The following is a 21,991-nucleotide window of genomic DNA, read 5'->3' as shown; positions in this document are numbered from 1 at the left end:
ACCGTTGGGCGACCCACGCACAGGAGCGCAGGAGCCAGAGGGAGGTAGCAGGAAGGTAGAGGTGCCGTGTGAATGACCAGGAGCGGGGCTACCCACGCGGGAGCGTGGGAGCCAGGTGTAGCGCTTTAAGCAGGGGTTATTGCAGGGTCTCGAACGTGCCGTCGATATAACGAACCACCCAGGTGCCGTTTTCCTTGGTGATACGGCCGTAAACCACGTCGCGGTAGTTCAGGTAGAAGGTGGCGGTATCGAGGCTGTAGCTTTCATCCCACTCTGCCTGATTGGATGTCACGCAGCGTTCGTAGTCTCCTTCGTCGTTCACCAGGTAGGTGTACGGCAGTGGATCAGCGCCATTGGATTCATTCAGGAAGAGCGTCAGGGTGCTGTCTACCTTATCGGTGCTGCCATCATCCAGCGACAGCGAGACGCCGTCTTTGTAGATCGCCAGGCTGCCGGTGGTTTCGAAGGTGTAGTCGGTGCGGTAATTCAGGATAATCCGATCCAGAGACGAGCCACTGCCGATCGTTACATAGCCACTGGTAGAGGTACTGGAGTAGTCGTGGGACAAGGCTGCTGTTATGCGGTAGTCATCCACTGTCGGGGCATTGATGTATACATCCAGCAGGGTATCCGGCTGATTATCAAGGATCACTTCGGTCTGGAATCTGAGTGTGTTGAGGCCCAGTACCATAGGATCATAGAGGGTGCCATCCAGGTCGGCACTGCTGCTCTCCAGGTCGTCCAGTACCATGCAGCCATTGCTGTCGGTACTGTTGGCTGCCCATTCAACAAAATAGGTGCCCCGCCCGTCAATGGAGATACGCGACAATACGCCACTGGCCCACAGGGTGTTCACGTAGTCGGTAAAATCCGCTTCGCCGTAGTAACGGTTCTTTGGCTCGCAGGTATCCACGGCCCAGGTGCTGCCGTTTTGCACCAGATAGCATTCTTCGGTGTCGTAGGTGTTCACCAGTTCATCAAGATCATCATCGCCATCAACGTCGCTTTCATCCTCACGTTCAATGGTGGGATACAGTCGATAGCGTAATGATTCACCCAGCGGCACATGGATATCCAGGTACTCGACAGCCTGATTTTTGACGGTTTCTGAGCCGGTGGCATAGCTCAACAAACCGCTGGCGACGGTGCCTTTGGCAAAATCTGCGCTGCTGTTTGGTGTAAAGAAGCCGGTGAATGGAGCAAATTCCTGATCCGGGTAAAACTCGGCGGCGTTGGATGCGGCAGCACCAACGTACAGGTCGGCGTATTCATCGTCGTCGCCATTGTCACCCTTGACGTTGTCCGATACCCGGCTATCCAGTACGACGGTATCGATATTGAATCGCAGTGCTGAGGTTGCATCCAGCGGGTCTCGTACGCCCCGGTAGAACAGGCGGAAGTAACCATCAAATTCCAGCTCGTCTGCGGTGTTCAGGGTTGTCTGGTCGTAAAATTCAAAATCTCCCCAACGCAGTTCATAGCCGATAATTTCGTTGCTGCTGCTGTCTGCCAGCTGGGAAACTTCGTCGGTGTAATACACCCGCACAGCGGACGGCCGCTCAATGTCGTTATCGCTGTCATCGTTTTCGTAGTAGTGGTCAATATTAAAAACCAGATCGCCTTGCTGATAGGTGCCGACAATCAATACATCGATGGCATGGGAGGCATCTGGCTCGTCATCGTCATCGGTGGTGTTAACATCCGCGACCCGCTGACTGACGGTAATGGCACCATCGTTAAGTTTGAGTATGCCGGTTGCGCTATTGTAGCTGTCGATGCTGGTCAGCCAGGTCATGCTGCTGTCTTGGGTCGGGCAGCCAGCATTCAGATAACAGCTGGTATAAAGTTCATAGGTTTGCAGGTAAGCGTCGATCAGGGCCTGGAATTCATCGGCATTGTCGTCGCCCACGGCTTTGACCATATCCAGATAGGCATCTACGTCTTCGCGGTAGCCTTCTTCAAAGAAGCTGTCCTGGTAAGTACGCAAGGTATCGACAAACGCTTTGGTGCGCTGCAAACCGAGAATAAAGTCATCGTAGTCACCGGAACCCACCAGGTTTTCGATGGTTTCCGGGACAACAGCGGTCAGTTCGCCGTCTTGCAGCGCGGCAATATCGGTATCAAAGGTTCCGATCACTGTAGCAACATAGGTAGCTGCGGTGGTGTTGGTCACTTCCAGTGCGGCCAGGTTGTCCCGCGCCAGCTGGAACAGCTGCGCCAGACTCACAGTTTGGCTGTCACCGCTCTGCAACCACTGGCCGTCATTGGTAACGATATCGGCACCGACCTCGGCAACGAGTGTGGTATCACCAGCGTAGCTTTCTTCGAGGTGGCTCCAGGCCGAGACCAGCGCGCCATAACGAATCTGATCCAGCGTGCTGGCCTGGCTGCCGTTCCAGTTATCAATATGGGTCAGGTCAGCCGGACGGGTTGTCTGGATGTCTTCAACGCCGAGAAGGCGTGATAACTGGGAAACAGACTGCACTACTGACCAGGCCGAGTAATAGCCGGTTGTGTCCCACTCTGCCGTGGATTCCAGATACAAGCGCTCGTACGCCAATGTTGCCGCCAGATCGGTAAAGGGCGTCAGGCGAACCCGTTCATCGCTTTGCAAGTCGTAGGCTACCGTGCGCCACAGGCTACCGATAGCGCTATAGCGTTCACCAAAGGCCACCGTCGCAGCTGCCGTAACACAGCCATCCATCCACTGACACAAACGCGTTGTGCCTGGGACATCCAGATCGGTATCTTCAACCTTGCCAACCAGGGTGAACTGCTGAACTTCTTCGGATGCAATGGTCGCTTTTATCTCGCTGTCTTCATCGGTGTCGTATTCTGAGTGGCTCAAGCGACCTTCACTGTCAACAGACAGCTGCCCACCCTCAGTCACTGCCGTGGACCAAACGTAAGCGTCATCAAAATCACCCTGGCTTACCCAGACTTTGACTGACACCGTTGAACTTGAGCTACTGCCATTGGAGCAGCCCGTCAGCCCAACCACTGCCAACCCAACCACGGTCAACAGAGTTCCTGCCAACATCCCGCTATAACGCTTGTACATACGTAAACTGATCCTAACTTGCCTGGTCAAGCCCGGCGATTGCGACAGCCATCTCTGCCGATCCCAACGACCGAACCGAAAAATGGCGCTTATCATAACAGGCTTTGATCGACCCACCAGACCCGCCCGAGTTCAGAATCGTCAGTATTTGCCGGTAACTGCTGACCAATTGACGGACAATAGCGACCGCTAGGGGGGTTCTCAATGATTAAACCGAGCCTGCCGAGCATCAGTGGGTTTCAGAACAAGGCATGAGGAGCGTGGTTTGGCGAGCTAAACAAGTAACGAATAACGCCGTGCTGGAAGCTACTGGCCTCAGCCCCAAGGGTCATCAGGGTCAGGGTCAACATTCCGCCAAGCGGAGTTGTCGGATTTGAAAAGAACTCGCCATTCTCGGCGTCCAACGCCTTGCCTGACGGGATTTATCCTCCCGCCAGGCCGTGGCAAATAATTGAGAACGCCCCCTGGCAACCAATGCCGCAACTACGAAGGATGCAGAGCGCCCTCTACTCGGCTAAAATGCCCGCCCAATTCGAGGTGACCCCATCTATGCAACTGTTCGTCAACCAGCTAACCAATGTCGATTTCAGCTATCTGGACGCCCAGCGCGGGCTGGTTGGAGAAACCTGGCTTGCCTCAGTGATACTGGATGGTGTGCTGGATGAGCAGGGTATGGTCTGCGACTTTGGTGTGGTCAAAAAAACTCTGCGTTACTGGCTCGATGATCAGCTCGATCACCGTCTGCTGGTGCCCACGGAATCCGAGCGCCTCACGCATCAGTGTATTGATGGCCGTATTATTCTGACCTGGCAGTCCGACAAGGGTGATATCGAGCTGAATTGCCCACAGGAGGCGGTTACCCTGATCACGACCGACAGCATTACTGCCGTCAGTACTTCGGCCTGGTGTCGCGAACAATTAAAGGCCAGTTTTCCGGTCAACGTCGATCAGTTAACCCTGACGTTTACACCCGAGCACATCGACTCGGCGTTTTACCATTACAGCCACGGCCTCAAAAAACACAACGGCAATTGCCAGCGGATTGCCCATGGACACCGCTCGCGCATCGAGATTTTCCGTAACGGCGAGCGTTCAGACGAATTAGAACAACAGTGGGCGCAGCGGTGGCAGGATATTTATATCGGTACCGCAGCCGACCTGTGTTCTACCGACGACAGTAGCGAAGGCAGTAGCGACAAGCGCTACCATTTTGCCTACGACGCGCCTCAAGGGCATTTTGAACTGACCCTGCCGCGGTCGCAGTGTTATCTGATCGATACCGACACGACCGTCGAGCTGATTGCCGAACACCTCGCCAGCACCGTAGCTGCCAGCCTGCCCGGCCAGAGTATTCTGGTACGCGCCTACGAAGGCATCAACAAAGGGGCACTGGCTCAACAGCTGGCCTGAAATCAGCCTCGTTGCAGCGGCTGAGGCCGCTTAACATACGGTATTCAGCTGACATTATTGCCATCACCGGAGCCATATATGTCCGAGATACAACGGATTCAAAGCACAGAACGAATGAGCCGGATCGTCAAGCACAACGGTACGATTTACCTTTGTGGCCAAACCGCAGGAGAAATCGACTGGGATATTCAGGAGCAGACTCGTCGCTGTCTGACCAAAGTGGATAACCTGCTGAAAGAGGCGGACAGTGGCCGTGACAGGCTGTTATCGGTCACTATTTATGTACGCGATATGAAAGACTTCGCGGCCATGAACGAAGTGTACGATGGCTGGATCGCCACCGTCGAAAAGCCCGCTCGCGCCTGTGTTGAAGCCCGTATGGCACGGCCGGAAATTTTGGTGGAATTCAGTGTCATTGCCGCACAGTAGCGGCATTTAATAACAGTATTCAGTCACAGTGCGGCGAGCGCTCAGGCCGTACTGGCGATATTTTGCCGCAGTTTGCGCTGACCGATAACAAAGATGACCACCGCAATCGGCAGCAGCCACCAGAGCCATTCGTGCATCTGTTCGGCGTACTGACTGCCAAGCCAATACGCCACACCAAACAGCCCCGCCGCCCAGGCAATGATGGAACTGACATTGGCCACCGTAAAGGTTAAGCCGGGCACTCTTGCCAGACCGCAGGCAATATAACCGAAGGTTCGTAAACCCGGCATACAACGAATCAGCACCAACTGGTGCCAGGGCGCTTGTTGTAACGGCGTTACCTGACGCTGAATCATATCGTGCTGAAACTTGCGCGCCAGCCACGGCCAGATCAGGGCGCCGCGTCCCATCAAATACAAGGCCGAATCACCAATAAACATACCGCAACAGGTCGCCACGAATGCGACCTCTGGTTGCATCCGGCCACTGGCTGCCAGCATTGCCGCACCGATAATGGCCAGATCTTCCAGCATAAAGGTGGAGACAATCACCACTAGCACCAGCCAGGCGGGGTTATGCGATACAGCAAGCATGGAATCGAGCATAGGGGAAAATACCTTGGGAACCATCTATTCGCCGGAAAACTGAACGACCCACCATCCGACAGCCGTTGGCGGCGGCATTCTAACACCATGGACAACGACATTTGGGGGTCGTGCGTAAAAACTTCCGTCAACAGCTGAGAAAAAACGGTTTTTCCGGTAGACTTTCGCGCCTTTTTTAACAACAAGGTAACGATCGGCCATGGCCAGCCAATGCCCTGTCGTTCGCCTTACCTTCAGCAATCTGAACTCCAGCGGGAAATGTCTATGGAACTGTCTGCACTTACAGCAATTTCACCAATCGATGGCCGATACGGCAGCAAGACATCGGCACTGCGGCCGATATTCTCTGAATTTGGTCTGATCCGCGCACGGGTCGAGGTAGAAATTCGCTGGTTGCAGCGCCTGGCAGCTCACCCAGCCATCACTGAAGTACCCGCTTTCAGCGCCACCGCCAACGCCCTGCTCGACCACATTGTTGCTGACTTCAGCGAAGAGCACGCCCTGCGAATCAAAAAGATCGAAGCAACAACCAATCATGACGTCAAGGCAGTTGAGTACTTCCTCAAGGAACAGATTGCCGATAACGCCGAGCTGAATGCTGTCACCGAATTTGTGCACTTCGCCTGTACCTCCGAAGACATCAACAACCTGTCGCATGCGCTGATGCTGAAAGCGGGTCGTGAACTGATCAGTACCGACATGCAAGCCATTGCCAACGCCATCCGCGCCCTGGCCCATGAACATGCCGCTCTGCCGATGCTGTCCCGCACCCACGGTCAAACCGCCTCCCCAACCACCCTGGGCAAGGAAATGGCCAACGTGGTCGCTCGTATGGAGCGCCAGATCGCCCAATTGGGCCAGATCCCGCTGCTGGGTAAAATCAACGGTGCCGTTGGTAACTACAACGCCCACATCAGTGCCTATCCGGATGTAGACTGGCAAGCCAACGCTGATACCTTCGTCACCTCTCTGGGGCTGACCTTCAACCCCTACACCACCCAGATCGAGCCACACGATTACATCGCCGAACTGTTCGATACTATCGCCCGCTTCAATACCATCCTGATCGACTTCGATCGCGATATCTGGAGCTATATTTCATTGGGCTACTTCAAGCAGCGCACGATTGAAGGCGAAGTCGGCTCTTCGACCATGCCACACAAGGTTAATCCGATCGACTTCGAAAATTCCGAAGGTAACCTGGGCATCGCCAACGCCATCTTCGGCCATCTGGCTGCCAAACTGCCGATTTCCCGCTGGCAGCGCGATCTGACCGATTCCACCGTATTACGTAATATGGGTGTTGGCATGGGCTACAGCCTGATTGCCTACGCCGCCAGTATGAAAGGCATCAGCAAACTGGAAGTCAACGCAACTCGTATCGCTGCCGACCTGGACAACGCCTGGGAAGTTCTGGCAGAACCGATCCAGACCGTGATGCGTCGTTACGGCATTGAACAGCCGTACGAAAAACTGAAAGCATTTACCCGTGGCAAGGCGATTACCCAGGATGCCATGGGTGACTTTATCGCCAGCCTGGAGCTGCCAGACAGCGTCAAGGCCGAACTTAATGCCATGACCCCGGCCAGCTATATTGGCAATGCCGAGGCGCAAGCCAGAGCCGTTTGATCCCTGGCTCATAAAACCATTACTGTTGAGTTTTGGTGACCAGTTCCTGACACATTAAGCAACCGTCAGGAACTGGCAAACACGGCAACAACCAGCTCTTTTTCCCTTTACCGTTAGTTAGTCAAATGGCTTGGGCTGTGGCGTCCTCTCCGTTGACGGCGGCAGTATTGGCAGCATAAAAGACGGCTGCTCACCGGTCAGCGTTTTCAGGAATGCAACCACCCTGGCATTTTCTTCCGCACTGAATTTACGTCCCAATTGCAGACGCCCCATCAGATCCACGGCTTCGGTCAGCGTTTCTGCTTCGCCATCATGAAAGTACGGGTACGTCAGCTCGACATTACGCAAGGTCGGGACTTTAAACTTGAAGCGATCCGCGTCTTTGCCTGTCACGCCTGCCAATCCCTTGGCTGGATTTTTGGTGTCGTACGCAGCGACCAGACCCATTTTCTGGAAAGAATTCCCCCCCACCGCCGGGCCATTATGGCAGGCAACACAACCGGAATTTTTAAACAGCGCATAACCGGCTTTTTCATCGACGCTGATCGCACCGGTATCGCCCAACAGCCATTGGTCAAAACGGGAATTGGGCGTCACCAGTGTTTTTTCAAACGCGGCGATGGCATCAGTTACCTGATCAATGGTGAGTGTATCGGTGCCAAAAACCCGTTTGAATTCGGCCACGTACGGCGGAATCGACTTCAGTACATCCACGGCCAGCGTATGGGTAAACGCCATTTCTCCCGGATTGGCGATTGGCCCTCCGGCTTGGGCTTTCAGGTCAGCCGCACGGCCATCCCAGAATTGCGCAATATTCATACTGGAGTTCAGCACAGTGGGGGAATTAATCGGCCCCTGTTGCCAGTTGTGTCCGATGGATGTTTTCAGGTTATCGGTGCCGCCCATGCTCAGGTTGTGGCAGGAGTTGCAGGAAATAAACCCGGACTTGGACAGCCGGGGATCGAAGTACAGCTTTTTACCCAATTCCACTTCCGCCAGGTTAACATTTGCTACTGGCTCAATGGGTTGAATCGGCTCCGCCGCCACCGCACTCTGAACAGCTCCGATACAACCTAACAGTGCCAACGATGTCAGCCATATTTGTCGTTTCATATCTCTCCCTCTCTGATCGTATTGCATCAAATATTCTCCATGCCTGCATAGTTATGGCTGGCTGATTTATTAGCAATAACCTTATCAATAGAAACTTGAGCCGGATCAAAGTGGCGCGGCAGTATCCTCTGCCCCCTTGCATCTGCCCGGCAAAGCCCAAACAATACGCGCCTTTAAAATCAGCCATTTTGCATCAACGAGGCTTCTCAAAGCCTTTGCGTTGTGCACCCGTCAGGAACCCTCTGTATGCATATCCTTGGTGATCTCTCTGTTGAAGCATTCCTGCGCGATTACTGGCAAAAAAAGCCGCTGGTGATTCGCCAAGCCTGGCCGAATTTTCAACCCTTGCTGGCAGCCGATGAACTGGCTGGCCTGTCGCTGGAAAGCGAAATTGAGTCACGCCTGGTGATGGAGCACGGCACCGCTGGCCCATGGGAAATTCGCAAAGGGCCTTTTGATGAGTCCGCGTTTGCCGACCTGCCTGAAAGCCACTGGACACTGCTGGTACAAGCTGTTGATCACTGGATTCCGGAAGCTGCCGACCTGTTGGAACATTTCCGTTTTTTGCCCGGCTGGCGCGTCGATGACCTGATGATCAGTTACGCCGTCGATGGAGGCAGCGTTGGCCCGCATTACGATCAGTACGATGTATTTTTATTGCAGGCTGAAGGTCAGCGGGAATGGCGCATCGGCCAGATGTGTCATGAAGACTCCGCTATTCTCAAAGGGCCGATGATCCGGGTATTGGCGGCTTTTGAAGAAACCGAACGCTGGGTACTGAACCCAGGCGATATGCTGTACCTGCCGCCACAACTGGCCCATTACGGCATCGCCCAAGGGGAATGCCAGACCTATTCGATCGGTTTTCGTGCCCCCAGTGTTGCCGAACTGGCGCAATCCGCACTGGATCAGGTTTTAAGCACCAGCAGCGAAGACCAGCGTTATACCGATGCCGACTACAGCACTCATGAAGGCAGCAGCGGCGAAATATCTTCCGCCGCCAAAGCCCGACTGGCCAAACTGTTACAAGCGGTCTTGATGCAACCCGACAACCTCGGCGATATGCTCGGCAAGTTGATGACCGAAGCCAAGTATCCGGAGCACCAGTCCGAACGGTTGGATGACGACGATTGGGAACTCTGGCGCAGCCAGCACCAGCAACTGCCGGATTTACGCAAGAGTGAACATGGTCGTTTCGCTTTCCAGCAAACGGCAGCGGGGCTGGTTTTTTATGCCCAGGGGCAAGCGTCCACTCTCGATATTGAGGATCTGGAACTGGCACAATTACTCAGTAGTCGTCATCAGTACCCACGTGACGCGCTGGCCAACGTGCCTTGCTCGCAACAGGGTTACGAGCTGCTGCGCCGCCTTTGGTTACAGCAACTGATTTATCAGGTCGAATAACCTCATATTCAAGACAGGCTTAGCCCAATACACTGATACTGGATACACGCAACACCCCTGGAGGCACAGATGACTATTCGTATCGTTCGCACTCGCTGGACGGATCACCAGCACGGAATTCGGAGTGTCCGCGACCGCGTCTATATTCAGGAACAACAAATCCCCGCCAGCGAAGAATGGGATGACGCAGCGGATCATGCCGCCCACTACGTCATCGCCCTGGAAGGAGACACCGTGATTGGCTGCATCCGGCTGTTCAATAACGGTCACTTCGGACGCTTGGCAGTGTTGCCAGAATATCGGGCCAGCGGAATTGGTAGCCAGCTGGTCGGAGCCATCAAGACGTTGGCGGAAGAGCTGGGCATGCCCGCCCTGCTCGCCAGCGCCCAGTGCTCGGCGATGAATTTTTACTGGCAGCTCGGCTTTTATAATGACAGCAACTTTTATCTTGATGCCGATATTCCACACCTGGATATTGCCTTGCCACTCAGTGCTGCCGATTTGCCTGCGCGCTACGGCAATGCCTACCGTGCCGGCCAGGACAGCCAGCTGCATACGCTCACCACACCTTGTGAGCGGCTGGGATTTTTGCTGACCCAGTTGTGTCAACAGCCCGCGACCGTGGAGCTGGCTCTGTATGATCCGGAAAACCCGGACTGGCACCACCACTTGTTGATTTCGGCGCTGGTGAAATATCTGCGCCAGGGGCGACAACGCTTTGTGCGCCTGATTATTCGTCACGACAATCATATTGCCGACTTGCCGCTGTTCACCATGGCCCGACGTCTGGACAGCCGGGTGGCCGTAGTGATCAACAGCGAGGTCGCTATGACTCAGGGAGTATTGGGGAGGGATTGTTGGTTAGCAGAAGGAAAATCACGACCCGGTCTGGATAACGGTCACTTTATCGCCAATACCGCAGATGCTCGCAGTACCAGAACGGTGCAACAAGCCCTGACGGAGTGTTTTAACAGCGGCGCTCCCAGTAAGGAATTACGTCTGCGGTATTTGTAAGAAGCAAAGGGTACAACGACCTTACTGACTGATTTCTGCCACCCCAATCAACAGCAGGTGCACAACCACAACCACCAGTGTCAGATGACGCCGCAAACGGCGATAGACAGGCGAATACACCTCACGAAACAGCGGTTGCAGCTCCATCAGGTAAAGCACCAGATAACCGGCAACCAGTGCGATCAGGGTGAACTCTGATCCGATGATCGCAACCAGAACCCAGGCCGCCAGCCCCCATAAAAACACCGCGATCGACACGCCCGGCAGCCAATAGCCCATCCGCTGGTGATGACCCTGCCCCACGCCCCAGCAGGCACCGGCCATAAAGGCCAGAATCATTGCGGAATACGCCAGAAAAAACGCCAACGCTCCGGCAATACCAAACAGCGACAACACGGCAGCAATAATAAAAGGCAGCAGGCCGGAATAACCCAGCCACCTGACCAGACCTGGTTTGTGCTCTTCTGCCTGGCCTGATTGATCTGCCTGATCCGGTTCTGTCATGTTCCAACCCTCGTTATGTGCCGTGCACCTGGCCGCGACTGCAGACTGCAGACTGCACCCAGGAGTCTGTTGGACTTGGCGCTGATGACTACTGGCTCGCCGACATCGCCGCTAATAGCTTTTCTACCCGCATCACATCGTCCGGTGTGTCGATACCATGTCCAGGTGGCTGATCAATCACGGACAGATGAATACGTACGCCGTACCAAAGTGCCCTGAGCTGCTCCAGTGATTCGGCACCTTCCAAGGCACAAGGTTCCATTGAGGTGTATTGCTTCAGGAATGACACCCGGTAACCGTACATCCCCAAATGACGATAGAGCGGCAGTTTGGTCGTCATCACACCGGGACTGGCCTTATAGCCGTCACGATCCCAGGGAATGCTGGCGCGACTGAAATACATGGCAAACCCGGCGCGATCCAACACCACCTTGACGACATTGGTATCGAAAGCATCGTGGTCGTCGTGAATTGGCGTACACAGCGAACTCATCCCGGCTTCCGGCCGATCCAGCAAACTGGCAGCGGTTTTCTCGATCAGTTCCCGTGGAATCAGTGGCTCATCACCTTGCAGGTTTACAATCACGTCGTGGTCTTCCCAGCCACGCAGGCGGGCCACTTCGGCGATGCGCTCAGTCCCGTTTTCATGATCGACCGAGGTCATCACGACATCGGCACCAAAACCGCGGGCAACATCGGCAATACGCTGATCATCCGTGGCAACCACTACCTCATCAACACCCGCTTCCAGCGCTCGTTCGTACACGTGCTGAATCATCGGTTTGCCTGCCAGCTCGATCAGCGGCTTGCCAGGCAGACGACTGGAGGCGTAGCGTGCCGGAATAACAATTTTGTAGTTTTTCATAACATCCATCCAAATAACCTGTATCCAGTACTGCGCTTATCATAACGGCCACACACAACAATCCCACACAGAGGCAACTCTGGAAAATGTCACAACCCGTGATACTGACGATACCAGCTGACAAACCGCTCCAGCCCATCGACCAGACGCGTATTCGGTGCAAAATCAACATCGTCGATCAGGTCATCCACGTTGGCATGCGTCGCGACGACATCACCCGGCTGCATATCCATGTAATTGATATTGGCTTTGGTACCAAGGGCGCTTTCCAGCGTGGTGATAAACTCACCCAGCTCAACACTGTTGTGGTTACCGATATTGTAAATCTTGTACGGTGCCGTACTGCGGCTTTTATCGCCCGATTCAACCGTCCAGCCTTCAACACCACCCGGTATACGTTCCGTAACCCGCACCACACCTTCAACAATATCATCGATATAGGTGAAATCCCGACGCATCTTGCCGTGGTTGTAGACGTTGATGGTTTTGCCAGCAAGAATATTTTTGGTAAAGCCCCAGGCCGCCATATCCGGACGTCCCCACGGACCATACACGGTAAAAAAGCGCAAACCGGTTACCGGCAAGCCGTACAGATGGGCATAGGTATGAGCCATAAGTTCGTTGGATTTTTTCGTCGCGGCATACAGGGAAACAGGATGATCGACACTGTCCGAGGTCGCAAACGGCAACTTGCTGTTCAGCCCATAGACCGAACTGGAAGACGCAAACACCAGATGCGGCGTTTGTTGATGCCGACAGGCCTCAAGAATATTGACGAATCCCACCAGATTACTGGCAACATACACATCCGGGTGCTCAATCGAATAACGCACCCCAGCCTGGGCCGCCAGATGCACCACCCGATCAAACTGATGATGATCAAACAGCGTCGTCATCGCTGCCTTGTCGGCCAGATCCATTTCGACAAAGGTAAAATCGCCTTGTTCACGCACCCAGTCCAGTCGGGCGCGCTTTAGCGATACATCATAGTAGTCGTTCAGGTTATCAATACCGACCACTTCATAACCGTTGGCAATCAGTCGCTTGGCGACGTAAGAACCAATAAAACCGGCAATGCCGGTAACCAGCGCTTTCATTACTTCTGAACCTCAAACTCGGGCAACATTGCCTTGATATAGGCGTCTTCCAGGGGCATTCGACTGCCCAACACCAGGTCTGCCACTTCCCGCGCCACCCCACAGCCACCAGCAGCCTGGGTAACGTACTCAGCGCGTTCCTGCACCATCCAGAACGCATCAGCCGGTGCTACCGCAAAGCCGACTCGGGTCATCACTTTCAGATCGATGACATCATCACCAACGTAACAAACCTCGTCCGGGGTAATGCCAAGCAGCTGCATCACGGCTTCCAGGCAGGGCCATTTATCTTTGCTACCGGGGTAAAAATGCCGAATGCCAAGATCACGGGCACGCCTTGCCAGCGCATCGGAGCTTTTGGCAGAAATAATCGCGGTGGCGATACCAAAACTGTCGAGCAACTTGATGCCCACACCATCTTTCACATTAAAGTGTTTGACCAGCTCACCATCGGCGCTGTAAGTCAGCGTACCATTGGTTAACACGCCATCCACATCAAACACCACCAGTTTGACCCTGGCGGCGCGTTGTTGAAGGACTTCCGGTAACGGATTGATCCAGGACATCAAAACTCCTCTGTGTAAGTGCCTTACCGCTTGTAGTCGTCATTCACTCTCACCCGACCAAACGATCAAGATGATCGCCAAACAAACCGCATTGTACCCTGCAACGGCAACAACCGCACACGGCCACCAGGACGGTGTGATCCACAGAAGCAAAGCGAAACAGGTTATCCAAATGATCAGCGTGCGGAAGGACATCCGCCAAATGACAGGCACAAAAAAAGCGGCTAGCTGCCGCTTTTTTCTGATACCACATAATAGTGGTATCCCCAAGGGGATTCGAACCCCTGTTGCCGCCGTGAAAGGGCAGTGTCCTAGGCCTCTAGACGATGGGGACACATTTTTGAGAGTTTGGTGGAGCCTAGCGGGATCGAACCGCTGACCTCAACACTGCCAGTGTTGCGCTCTCCCAGCTGAGCTAAGGCCCCGTCTCAAAACGTGTGCGCATCTTACTTAGAGACCCAAAGTCCGTCAACATCTTTTTTAAAATAAATGCAAAAACAACCACTTAGACTGAAATTCACACAACGATCGGCTTATTCGCCGGCTATTTTGTCTGCCAATTGCTGATCAATAGCACGAGCCACTACGAAGTAGTCTTTCTCCATTTTTTTCAGCCGTTTCTTGCCAACACCACCCAATACATCAATCGCCACTCGTAAACGTGCCCGACTCATATCCGGCCCCAGTAACGCCATGGAATCCAGTACCGAGATCGTTGACGAGGTGCCTGCAATAGCAATAAAAAATGGAAACAGAAAATCACGGACTTTCAGTTCCAACTGCCCTGCCAGCGCAAACAAACGTTGCTCTATTTCAGGCTTGTCCCAATGACGAATGGCTTCCAACTGCCATAAACCGAACTGCAAGGTCTGCAAGCGCTTTTCTTCATCATAAGCCTTATGCTCGAACTGCTCGGCGGTTACCCTCGGCAACCCCGACAAAAAATGCCCAGTCAAAGGCACAACATCCGAAAATACTTCAACACGAGGCTGTACATGGGGTACCAGCGGCAACATGTTTTCGGCACGCAAACCCCAACTGGCGAATTTTTCACAGAACGCTTCCGGTGACAAGGCACGCAACCACAAGCTGTTCAGCCAACGCAACTTGTCGACATCAAACACCGGGCCACCCAGAGAGACACGCTGAATATCAAAGTTGGCGAACATCTCATCACGACTGAACTGTTCGCGTTCGTCGGGCATCGACCAGCCCATACGCCCCAGATAATTGAGCAAAGCCTCCGGCATAAAGCCCATACGCTCATAAAACATAATGGAGGTCGGGTTTTTGCGCTTACTCAGTTTGGTTTTATCCGGATTACGCAACAGTGGCATATGACATAACTGCGGCATTTCCCAACCAAAATATTCATACAGCAATTTGTGCTTGGGTGCCGAGTTGATCCACTCTTCACCACGAATCACGTGGGTAATTGCCATCAGGTGGTCATCCACCACATTGGCAAGGTGATAGGTTGGCATGCCGTCAGACTTCAGCAAAATCTGGGCATCTACCTGGGCCAGATCCAGTTCGATTGGGCCACGCAGCATATCATTGACGACACAGATACCCTCTTCCGGCACCCGCATACGAATCACAAAGGGAGCGCCCTCGGTTTCACGACGAGCCACTTCTTCCGCAGGCAATTCCAGGTCTGATGCTTTTAAGGCTGTATTTTTACCTTCGGCTTCACGACGAATGCGCAATTCATTCAGCTCTGCCGTGGTGCGGTAGCACTTGAACGCACATCCTTTGTCCAGCAGCTGCTGGACATGACTGAGATAGATATCACCGCGCTCGCTCTGACGATAAGGCCCATGCGGGCCACCCACATCCGGACCTTCATCCCACTCCAGACCCAACCAACGCAAACTATCCAGGATGGCTTGCTCGGACTCCGGCGTGCTGCGCTGCTGATCGGTGTCTTCAATACGCAGCAGGAACTGACCGCCATGCTGGCGAGCAAAGGCAAGATTGAAGAGTGCAATATAAGCGGTACCAACGTGCGGATCGCCCGTTGGAGAAGGCGCAACTCGGGTGCGGACTGTCATGATGTCTCTCAAAACCAGATGAATTCGGCCGGGATTATAGAGAAATCAGCTGCCGCTGGCACGGATTGTTGACAGATTCAACGGCCGTTAGCGATCGTTTCTGACAACGACCTCATATAGCCCATCAGCTGCTCGGAAGACTGCTCCATTTTCAGCAACCGGGATTTAACCTCCGTCACATTCGATCGCTTTAGCGCATCCAGAACTGCCATCCCACTTTGATGAAACGCCTGATGCGGTACCGATATACGGTCAGATGGCCCATTCCCGGCAATATGACGCTTCCCGCCACCCTCTTTCAACCAGCGGCTCAGGCGACATTCGATATGATCTGCCTGGCTTCCAAGCTGAGCCGCATCCGGTTTCAAAACAGCCTTGTAAATATCGTTTTTCCAGATCAAGTGATCAAGCGCCACCGCTTCCAGAAATGCGCCATCACTGCTATTTTTTAGCACCCGAACCGCGACGGCAGAATTGTCTTCCAGCTGAGTCAGCTGATCAGCCAGGGAAGCCACCTCTCCGGCAAGGTTGTTTCCATGTTCCCCTACCGACGATATCTGCACAGAAACCTGATCAACCTCGCTGCTTATCTGCTTGATCAGAGTACCGATTTCCTGGGTCGCCTCCGCTGTTCTACCAGCCAGCGTCCGGACTTCATCCGCCACCACGGCAAAACCACGCCCCTGCTCGCCCGCACGAGCTGCTTCAATGGCAGCATTCAGTGCCAGTAAATTGGTCTGCTCGGAAATCCCCTGAATCAAACCCACAAAATTGGCGATTCCTGCAGCGACCTGCTTCAACCCCGACACCGACTCGGCAGCATGTATCGACTGACTGCGAATATCATCAAGTTCTGCCGTTACAGAGTCCAGCGAGGCACGTACTCCGCCACCAGCCATGCGGGAGGATTGTGCACCAGCTGAAGCGTCCATCAATTCCCGCTCGGTAGTCGCCATCATTTGACCTACTTCACCAAGCTGTGCACTGCCACCCAACCATAAATCCACACACCCCAACCGGGCGACATCGTCTTCACGTTGCGCAAGCGTCGCTTTGGCGGCAGACGACTCAGACTGGAGTTGGCGCACCTGCTGGAGCAGGGCTTCCCTCTCCCGCTCCAATTTCAAAATAGCTTCATTGGCATCTGCCAGACGACGAGAACTTCCAAACATGGCGGCATTCCTGTGAACGGTACGTACGTCACTGAAGTCTAGTTCATGGTTTCAGAAATGATGGGGATTCCGCTTTCAAACGGGCCTGCCCTGCTCCTGCCGGACAGCAGGAGCAGCAATAAAAAGATCACGGGAATATAAGACTGGCCTGAAAGACCGGTTAGATAGGCTGCTATATTATAGAAGCCCGACGGGTTTCTTGTTCCATGGACATCGTAACCACCTCTGTAGATTCATCCAGAGAGTGCACCAATACTTTCTCTGACAACCCCTGACAGGCCTGCTTCATACCTTCTTCCACGTAAAAATCACCCGCAACCAAAGCCTCCCGCTTCAACCATTCAAGATACCGACGCCGAACCGCTGGCGCAGCAATATGACGACAGGTCCAGAAGTGATCAAAATCGGGCTGGCCATGAGCACAGACCGCCAACACCGGGTTGGCGTAAACAGCCTTACCGATAACCAGCAAGGGGATACCGTGGTGAATGGCCGACAAACCCGAAGTACTGTTTATCGTAATCATGCCTGCTGCATGACGGGCTAACAAACCCAAGGAACCGGTATCGATAATATCGACACAATCCGAAACACCCAGCCGCTGTGCTTCCTCATGAATGAATGACAAGTAATCGCAGTGACCCCGTTCCAGGGGATGTATTTTAAAAACCAGGCGGGTATGTAATGGAGCTGCCGCCGCAAATGAGCGCATCGATGTTGAGATCAGGCGTATCGAATTCCAGCCCAGCGCGGCCGCCTGCATATTAGAGTCTGCAGAAACCTGTAATGGCACCAGGAAAAAACGCCGGTCCCAGTGCTCCAGCAAGCCCTGGATAATCGTAAAATTCTTCCCCTGACCAGCAAAACGGCGATAGACGTTCCGACCCCAGCAAAAACACTCCTGCAGCAGCTCAAATCGTCGATGATAGAGCTGTTTCTGACGGCCAATACTCAGCAATGAACGGATGCCATAGTACACCGCGCCATAGCTGCTCATGCGTCCCAGACTTTTGTAATGTGTACCCACTTCGGGCGGTTCATCGCAAGGTTTGAGCGAGACCTCCGGCAGAACACCCGCTAAAGGTGAGCTGGCATTATTGCCACTCTCTTCCACGGTTATGAAACCTGGACGAATATAACCTTCCTCGAGAGACAGCACCCGAATACCCAAGCGCCCTGCCAGTTGTCTGGCAATACGATGAGCCGGACGCTCAGAACCAAACAGTACGATAACGTCAGGGCGAGAAGAGCCAAGGAACTCCCTCAGCCAACGACGCCAATCAGCAAAACCACCACGAAAATAAATGCGATTTTCAGGACAGGAATACAGCAAATCGCCGGGATTGAAACACACCCGCCACACATCCATACCTTCTGACGCGAAATGACGTTGCAGCCGTTTGAAAAACGGCCCGACAGGCCCCTGCAACAGCAAGACCCTGCCCGAAACCGAACGACCTTTGCTACAGGAGCCACTCCCCGCACTGGACAATTGATCCAGTAGCGTCAACGACTGGCGCAACTGCGATGTGTTATCCGTAACAACTTTCATCGAATTGGCTCCATACCAATAAATCTCACCTTTGCAATACTATTTAACGGCATGAACCAACAAAATACACCCAGACGTAAACGCCAGCTTAATCCGAACTCTGCCAGAATCAAGACTAGACCAAACAACAGACTTGGCGACTTTATTCTCCCCAAAATGGTGCAACTCAGGCGCAAGCTGGATTATCTGTGATCCAAATCAACATCCCAAACGGCCAAATCCAGCAATACAGGCAAGATGCAATTACCGTGCAAAAATAACATTTGCACCACTGACAATCACTGCACTAAAAATCCTGAAGCCTCTTTCTGCGCCAAACATCAACAGATTGCCTTAAACGATACAGCAACTCAGGACAAAACAGAGAATGCCAGATCCAACAAAAACAAAAAGGCACCAATAGGCACATAGACTCACGCAACCAGTTCATCAAAATCCTGGGAGACATCTATTTAATCCTGCACGGCTCTGCGCGAGTGTTGCCGTTGTTCAGGACAAGGCGGCGAATGCAGCGAAATGACGCGTCCTTTTCACATTCGTCAACACCGCACTGGACGGCGGCAACCCGCGCTCTGCGGGGGCTGCCGGATGATCTCGACTCTGTGTCGCCGACGTTTGACTTGACCCGTCAGGCCTGCAAGTCGGCTTCGTGATTCGAAACCATCCGCTAGCCCAGAGTGAGCATCGGATTAAATAGATGTCCCCCCTGGATTAACACCATAACGGTTTAAACACCCATCCCAAAGATTCAGAACCACAGATTCAGAACCACAGACCCTCTGCAACTGATGACCAGTGAACCAAACAGTTCCGTAAGCGGCTGAAAGCTCTGACAGCCTTTCCTCAATAAATGAAGAGAGTGTGATGAAATGCTTATTCAGGCACACGGCTGGCCGCTCAAGCCAGCCAACGAGAGCGTATCAAGCAGGACGTCGCAACCTATCGGGGGCTGCTCGACTGCGAAGAAGCTGGTTTTCTCTTAGTGATCGTGACCGCAAGCATGACCTTCTTCGTCAAAGTCGATGGCCATATACACAGCGCTTTGCGGAAAATCGGCGGGATAACACATAAAGTACTGGGTCGCATCATCGATGGGCCACCAGCAGGAGGCGGCGCGGGGAATGTCGGCCAGCTCTACACGTTCAATGCAGTAGTGTAATCCAAGGCCAATAATCTCAGGAAATTCCTGCTCAAAGCTGGCCGGAAAGCCGTCAACGGCAGTATCTGTTTTATCTTCCAGGCCCATCGCCTTGAGTTTTTCTTCCCACTCTTTTACCTGGGTGCACTCCACAAAAAAATCGGCCAGATAACGAGTGTGGTATTTTTTGGTGATACGGGCATTTGCCATATAAATTTCCTGTTGTAACTGTGTGTTGTAGCTGTGTGTTGTAACCGTAGTTGTAGCTGCGTGTTGTAGCGGCCTGTCTGTATAAAAGATGTTACCAGGGCAAAGACTGGCCATTGGCGTGCCAGAACCCACCGCTGTTATGAATCGTCAATTCGTCAATGCGGGCAACCAATCCTTCCGCTGCCTGTTGTGGCGAGATATCACCGGCAAAATTCACCATCCGGGTCTGCACAAATCCGGGGTGTAGCTGAGCCACGGCGATACCTTGAGGCTTGAGGTCTTCGGCCAGACTTTTGCCGAAGGCGTTAAGCGCCGCCTTGGATGCCCGGTAACCGTAATAACCACCGGAGCTATTATCAGCCATGGAGCCCATACGGCTGGTGATGTTGGTAATTTTGCTGCCCGCGCTCATCAGTGGCAGCAAGGTGTGAGCAAGACGCAAGGGTGCCAGGCTATTCACTTCAAACTGACGGCGAATCTGTTCAAAATCCATCTGCTCAAGCGTTTCGTTTTCAAAAATACCCGCGTTATTGACCAGAATATCCAATGGCCCGCCATCCAGCAGCTCGGCAACGATGGTTTGTAAACCCTGAACGGCTTCGGCGTCGGTCATATCGATACCGGCAATAATCTGATCCGCGAGCGTATCCAGCGCTTCGGATGATTCGCGGCAAACAGCCATAACGCGGTCTCCACGGCTGGAAAAATGGCGCACCAGCTCCAGCCCTATGCCTCGATTGGCACCGGTAATCAGTACATTCGCCATGTATTTCTCCTGTCTGGACTGTTGATCGGAACATTGCGCGCCATACTAACCAAGGGCTGTTCCGGGATGCAATGGCTACTGTGTTTATAACTGTGAACCGCAGTCCCGAGCTCTATAAACAGTAAAGCCACCCGACGGTGGCTTTACTGTTGACTGCAGGCATGAATTGGCACAGTCACACTGGATCTATTCGGTTAATCAATGGCTGATCAGATTAGGCTGGTGCCAGCTCCACCATCAATAACTGCATACGCTTGTGTTGCATTCTGAGCGCATATTCCAATTCCTGATAACGAGTTCTGATCGCGGCCTTCTCCCAACGACAAGCCAGTGACTGGCGCGTATTCGAGTAACGCTCACCTTGCAGACTGGTCCAGTCGTTCAGCATGGCCTTGAACTGGGCATACTCTTTTTCCAGCACCTCACTCCAACGCTGGTGATCGGCCTCTTTAAGTTGACGCAAGGCCAGTTCTTCCTTGGCACGCTTGAACTGCATCTGGATTTTGGCGCGCTGGATTTTAAAGTTGGACACGGTTCTCAGATTCGAGGCCAGCCCGACCCAGGAACAGGCCTGGATAAACCATTTGGTCGGATCCCAGTGATACCAGCGGATGCCGTTACGATAGTCGTTCTGAAAAATATGGTGGTAGTTGTGGTAACCCTCACCGTGAGTCAGAAAGGCAAAAAACGGATTGTCTCGCGCGGTATTTTCGTCGGTATAAGGCTGCGAACCCCATTTATGGGCGATGGAGTTAATAAAGAAAGTGACATGATGAGTGGTAAACAAACGCAGCAGCCCCGCCAGCAACAGCATACCCCAGACGTCGCCAAACACCAGTCCGAGCGCCACAGGCAGACCAACGTTCATGGCCAGCACGATCCAGACGTAGTATTTGTCTTGCCACATGACAATCGGATCTTTCAGCAGGTTTTTCACATTGGCGTAATCTGTTTTACCCGCTGGCCATTCTCGCAGCATCCAGCCGATATGAGAAAACCACAAACCGCGTTTGGCGGAGTATGGATCCTGGTCAACATCATCCACATGGCGATGATGCTTGCGATGACCAGAACACCATTCCAACACAGTATTCTGTAATGCCGATGCCCCCCACAGGGCGTACCAGATGCGTAGCGCCCAATGCGCATCGTAGGCATTGTGTGACCAGAGCCGGTGATAACCGCCCGTGATCGCCATCCCGGTTAACCAGGTAATGACAACATAGGCAACCCAGGCCGAAGTATCGTAACCATGGGTGAATCCGTACCAGGGAACCAATGTCAGTACACCCAGTGTGCTGACACTGAACATAATGGTGGGTGTCCAGTAAATGGGTGGTTTCTTGTTATTTTTACGCTGCTCAGCAGCAGATTGTGCTTGGTCGTTTTGGCTCATAGTACT

At 53.3% G+C, this 21,991-nt stretch carries 19 protein-coding genes and 2 tRNA genes; 6 read left to right on the top strand and 15 right to left on the bottom strand.

Translation table 11 applies throughout. The annotated features are described in order from the left end of the window. Window positions 1-136: 136 nt before the first annotated feature. Entirely contained in the window at window positions 137-3,061 is a 2,925-nt protein-coding gene (locus SOJ49_RS08720) for a hypothetical protein (protein WP_369857834.1), read from the bottom strand. A 549-nt stretch (window positions 3,062-3,610) separates the two neighbouring features. On the opposite strand from SOJ49_RS08720, the gene SOJ49_RS08715 reads away from it, so the two are divergent. Together SOJ49_RS08715 and SOJ49_RS08710 are read left to right on the top strand one after the other, a co-directional pair. Further along, on the top strand, window positions 3,611-4,471 hold the full coding sequence (locus tag SOJ49_RS08715) for a 6-pyruvoyl tetrahydropterin synthase family protein (RefSeq protein ID WP_369857833.1): 861 nt from the start codon (window positions 3,611-3,613) through the stop codon (window positions 4,469-4,471). 78 nt (window positions 4,472-4,549) lie between these two features. Next, window positions 4,550-4,900 (top strand): RidA family protein, encoded by a 351-nt coding sequence (locus SOJ49_RS08710; RefSeq protein WP_369857832.1) that lies wholly within the window; start codon window positions 4,550-4,552, stop codon window positions 4,898-4,900. Window positions 4,901-4,941: 41 nt separating this feature from the next. On the opposite strand, the gene SOJ49_RS08705 is transcribed toward SOJ49_RS08710, so the two are convergent. Continuing rightward, entirely contained in the window at window positions 4,942-5,505 is a 564-nt protein-coding gene (locus tag SOJ49_RS08705; protein WP_369857831.1) for a DedA family protein, read from the bottom strand. A 264-nt stretch (window positions 5,506-5,769) separates the two neighbouring features. Here SOJ49_RS08705 and purB point away from each other — a divergent pair, with 264 nt between their 5' ends. After that, the gene (purB, locus tag SOJ49_RS08700) at window positions 5,770-7,134 is read left to right on the top strand and encodes an adenylosuccinate lyase (protein WP_369857830.1); all 1,365 of its coding nucleotides are present in this window, start codon (window positions 5,770-5,772) and stop codon (window positions 7,132-7,134) included. 117 nt (window positions 7,135-7,251) lie between these two features. On the opposite strand, the gene SOJ49_RS08695 is transcribed toward purB, so the two are convergent. Beyond that, complete coding sequence (locus SOJ49_RS08695) at window positions 7,252-8,247, bottom strand: cytochrome-c peroxidase (RefSeq protein WP_369857829.1); 996 nt, start codon at window positions 8,245-8,247, stop codon at window positions 7,252-7,254. Window positions 8,248-8,493: 246 nt separating this feature from the next. Between SOJ49_RS08695 and SOJ49_RS08690 the strand changes: the two genes are divergently transcribed. After that, entirely contained in the window at window positions 8,494-9,651 is a 1,158-nt protein-coding gene (locus SOJ49_RS08690) for a cupin domain-containing protein (RefSeq protein WP_369857828.1), read from the top strand. Window positions 9,652-9,720: 69 nt separating this feature from the next. Beyond that, window positions 9,721-10,665 (top strand): GNAT family N-acetyltransferase, encoded by a 945-nt coding sequence (locus SOJ49_RS08685; RefSeq protein ID WP_369857827.1) that lies wholly within the window; start codon window positions 9,721-9,723, stop codon window positions 10,663-10,665. A gap of 21 nt (window positions 10,666-10,686) precedes the next feature. Here the strand turns inward: SOJ49_RS08685 and SOJ49_RS08680 are convergent, their stop codons facing one another. The 9 genes from SOJ49_RS08680 to SOJ49_RS08640 form a co-directional block, all read right to left on the bottom strand. Next, window positions 10,687-11,169, bottom strand: coding sequence for a DUF3429 domain-containing protein (locus tag SOJ49_RS08680; RefSeq protein WP_369857826.1), 483 nt, complete (start codon window positions 11,167-11,169; stop codon window positions 10,687-10,689). Between the two features lie 88 nt (window positions 11,170-11,257). Further along, window positions 11,258-12,034 (bottom strand): 3-deoxy-manno-octulosonate cytidylyltransferase, encoded by a 777-nt coding sequence (gene kdsB / locus SOJ49_RS08675; RefSeq protein WP_369857825.1) that lies wholly within the window; start codon window positions 12,032-12,034, stop codon window positions 11,258-11,260. Between the two features lie 89 nt (window positions 12,035-12,123). After that, the gene (locus SOJ49_RS08670; protein ID WP_369857824.1) at window positions 12,124-13,131 is read right to left on the bottom strand and encodes an NAD-dependent epimerase; all 1,008 of its coding nucleotides are present in this window, start codon (window positions 13,129-13,131) and stop codon (window positions 12,124-12,126) included. Further along, entirely contained in the window at window positions 13,131-13,697 is a 567-nt protein-coding gene (locus tag SOJ49_RS08665; RefSeq protein WP_369857823.1) for a KdsC family phosphatase, read from the bottom strand. The genes SOJ49_RS08670 and SOJ49_RS08665 overlap by 1 nt, the downstream gene beginning before the upstream one ends. 258 nt (window positions 13,698-13,955) lie before the next feature. Next, window positions 13,956-14,031: transfer RNA gene (locus tag SOJ49_RS08660), tRNA-Glu, on the bottom strand. A 15-nt stretch (window positions 14,032-14,046) separates the two neighbouring features. Further along, window positions 14,047-14,122 (bottom strand) — tRNA-Ala (locus tag SOJ49_RS08655). Window positions 14,123-14,230: 108 nt separating this feature from the next. Continuing rightward, window positions 14,231-15,751 (bottom strand): glutamate--tRNA ligase, encoded by a 1,521-nt coding sequence (gene gltX / locus SOJ49_RS08650; protein WP_369857822.1) that lies wholly within the window; start codon window positions 15,749-15,751, stop codon window positions 14,231-14,233. A gap of 77 nt (window positions 15,752-15,828) precedes the next feature. Then, window positions 15,829-16,923, bottom strand: a complete 1,095-nt coding sequence (locus SOJ49_RS08645) for a methyl-accepting chemotaxis protein (RefSeq protein WP_369857821.1) — start codon at window positions 16,921-16,923, stop codon at window positions 15,829-15,831. Window positions 16,924-17,095: 172 nt separating this feature from the next. Beyond that, window positions 17,096-18,475, bottom strand: coding sequence for a hypothetical protein (locus SOJ49_RS08640; protein WP_369857820.1), 1,380 nt, complete (start codon window positions 18,473-18,475; stop codon window positions 17,096-17,098). A 506-nt stretch (window positions 18,476-18,981) separates the two neighbouring features. On the opposite strand from SOJ49_RS08640, the gene SOJ49_RS08635 reads away from it, so the two are divergent. Continuing rightward, window positions 18,982-19,128, top strand: a complete 147-nt coding sequence (locus tag SOJ49_RS08635) for a hypothetical protein (RefSeq protein ID WP_369857819.1) — start codon at window positions 18,982-18,984, stop codon at window positions 19,126-19,128. A gap of 326 nt (window positions 19,129-19,454) precedes the next feature. Here the strand turns inward: SOJ49_RS08635 and SOJ49_RS08630 are convergent, their stop codons facing one another. From SOJ49_RS08630 to SOJ49_RS08620, 3 genes are all read right to left on the bottom strand, one after another. Further along, complete coding sequence (locus tag SOJ49_RS08630) at window positions 19,455-19,823, bottom strand: hypothetical protein (protein WP_369857818.1); 369 nt, start codon at window positions 19,821-19,823, stop codon at window positions 19,455-19,457. A gap of 91 nt (window positions 19,824-19,914) precedes the next feature. Further along, the gene (locus tag SOJ49_RS08625) at window positions 19,915-20,589 is read right to left on the bottom strand and encodes an SDR family oxidoreductase (protein ID WP_369857817.1); all 675 of its coding nucleotides are present in this window, start codon (window positions 20,587-20,589) and stop codon (window positions 19,915-19,917) included. Window positions 20,590-20,803: 214 nt separating this feature from the next. Beyond that, window positions 20,804-21,985: an acyl-CoA desaturase gene (locus tag SOJ49_RS08620; protein WP_369857816.1), complete on the bottom strand. Its 1,182-nt coding sequence runs from the start codon at window positions 21,983-21,985 to the stop codon at window positions 20,804-20,806. Window positions 21,986-21,991 lie beyond the last annotated feature (6 nt).

Source organism: Candidatus Thalassolituus haligoni, assembly GCF_041222825.1.
GTDB classification, from domain to species: domain Bacteria; phylum Pseudomonadota; class Gammaproteobacteria; order Pseudomonadales; family Oceanobacteraceae; genus Oceanobacter; species Oceanobacter antarcticus.
This window is presented reverse-complemented; position numbering and strand designations above follow the sequence as displayed.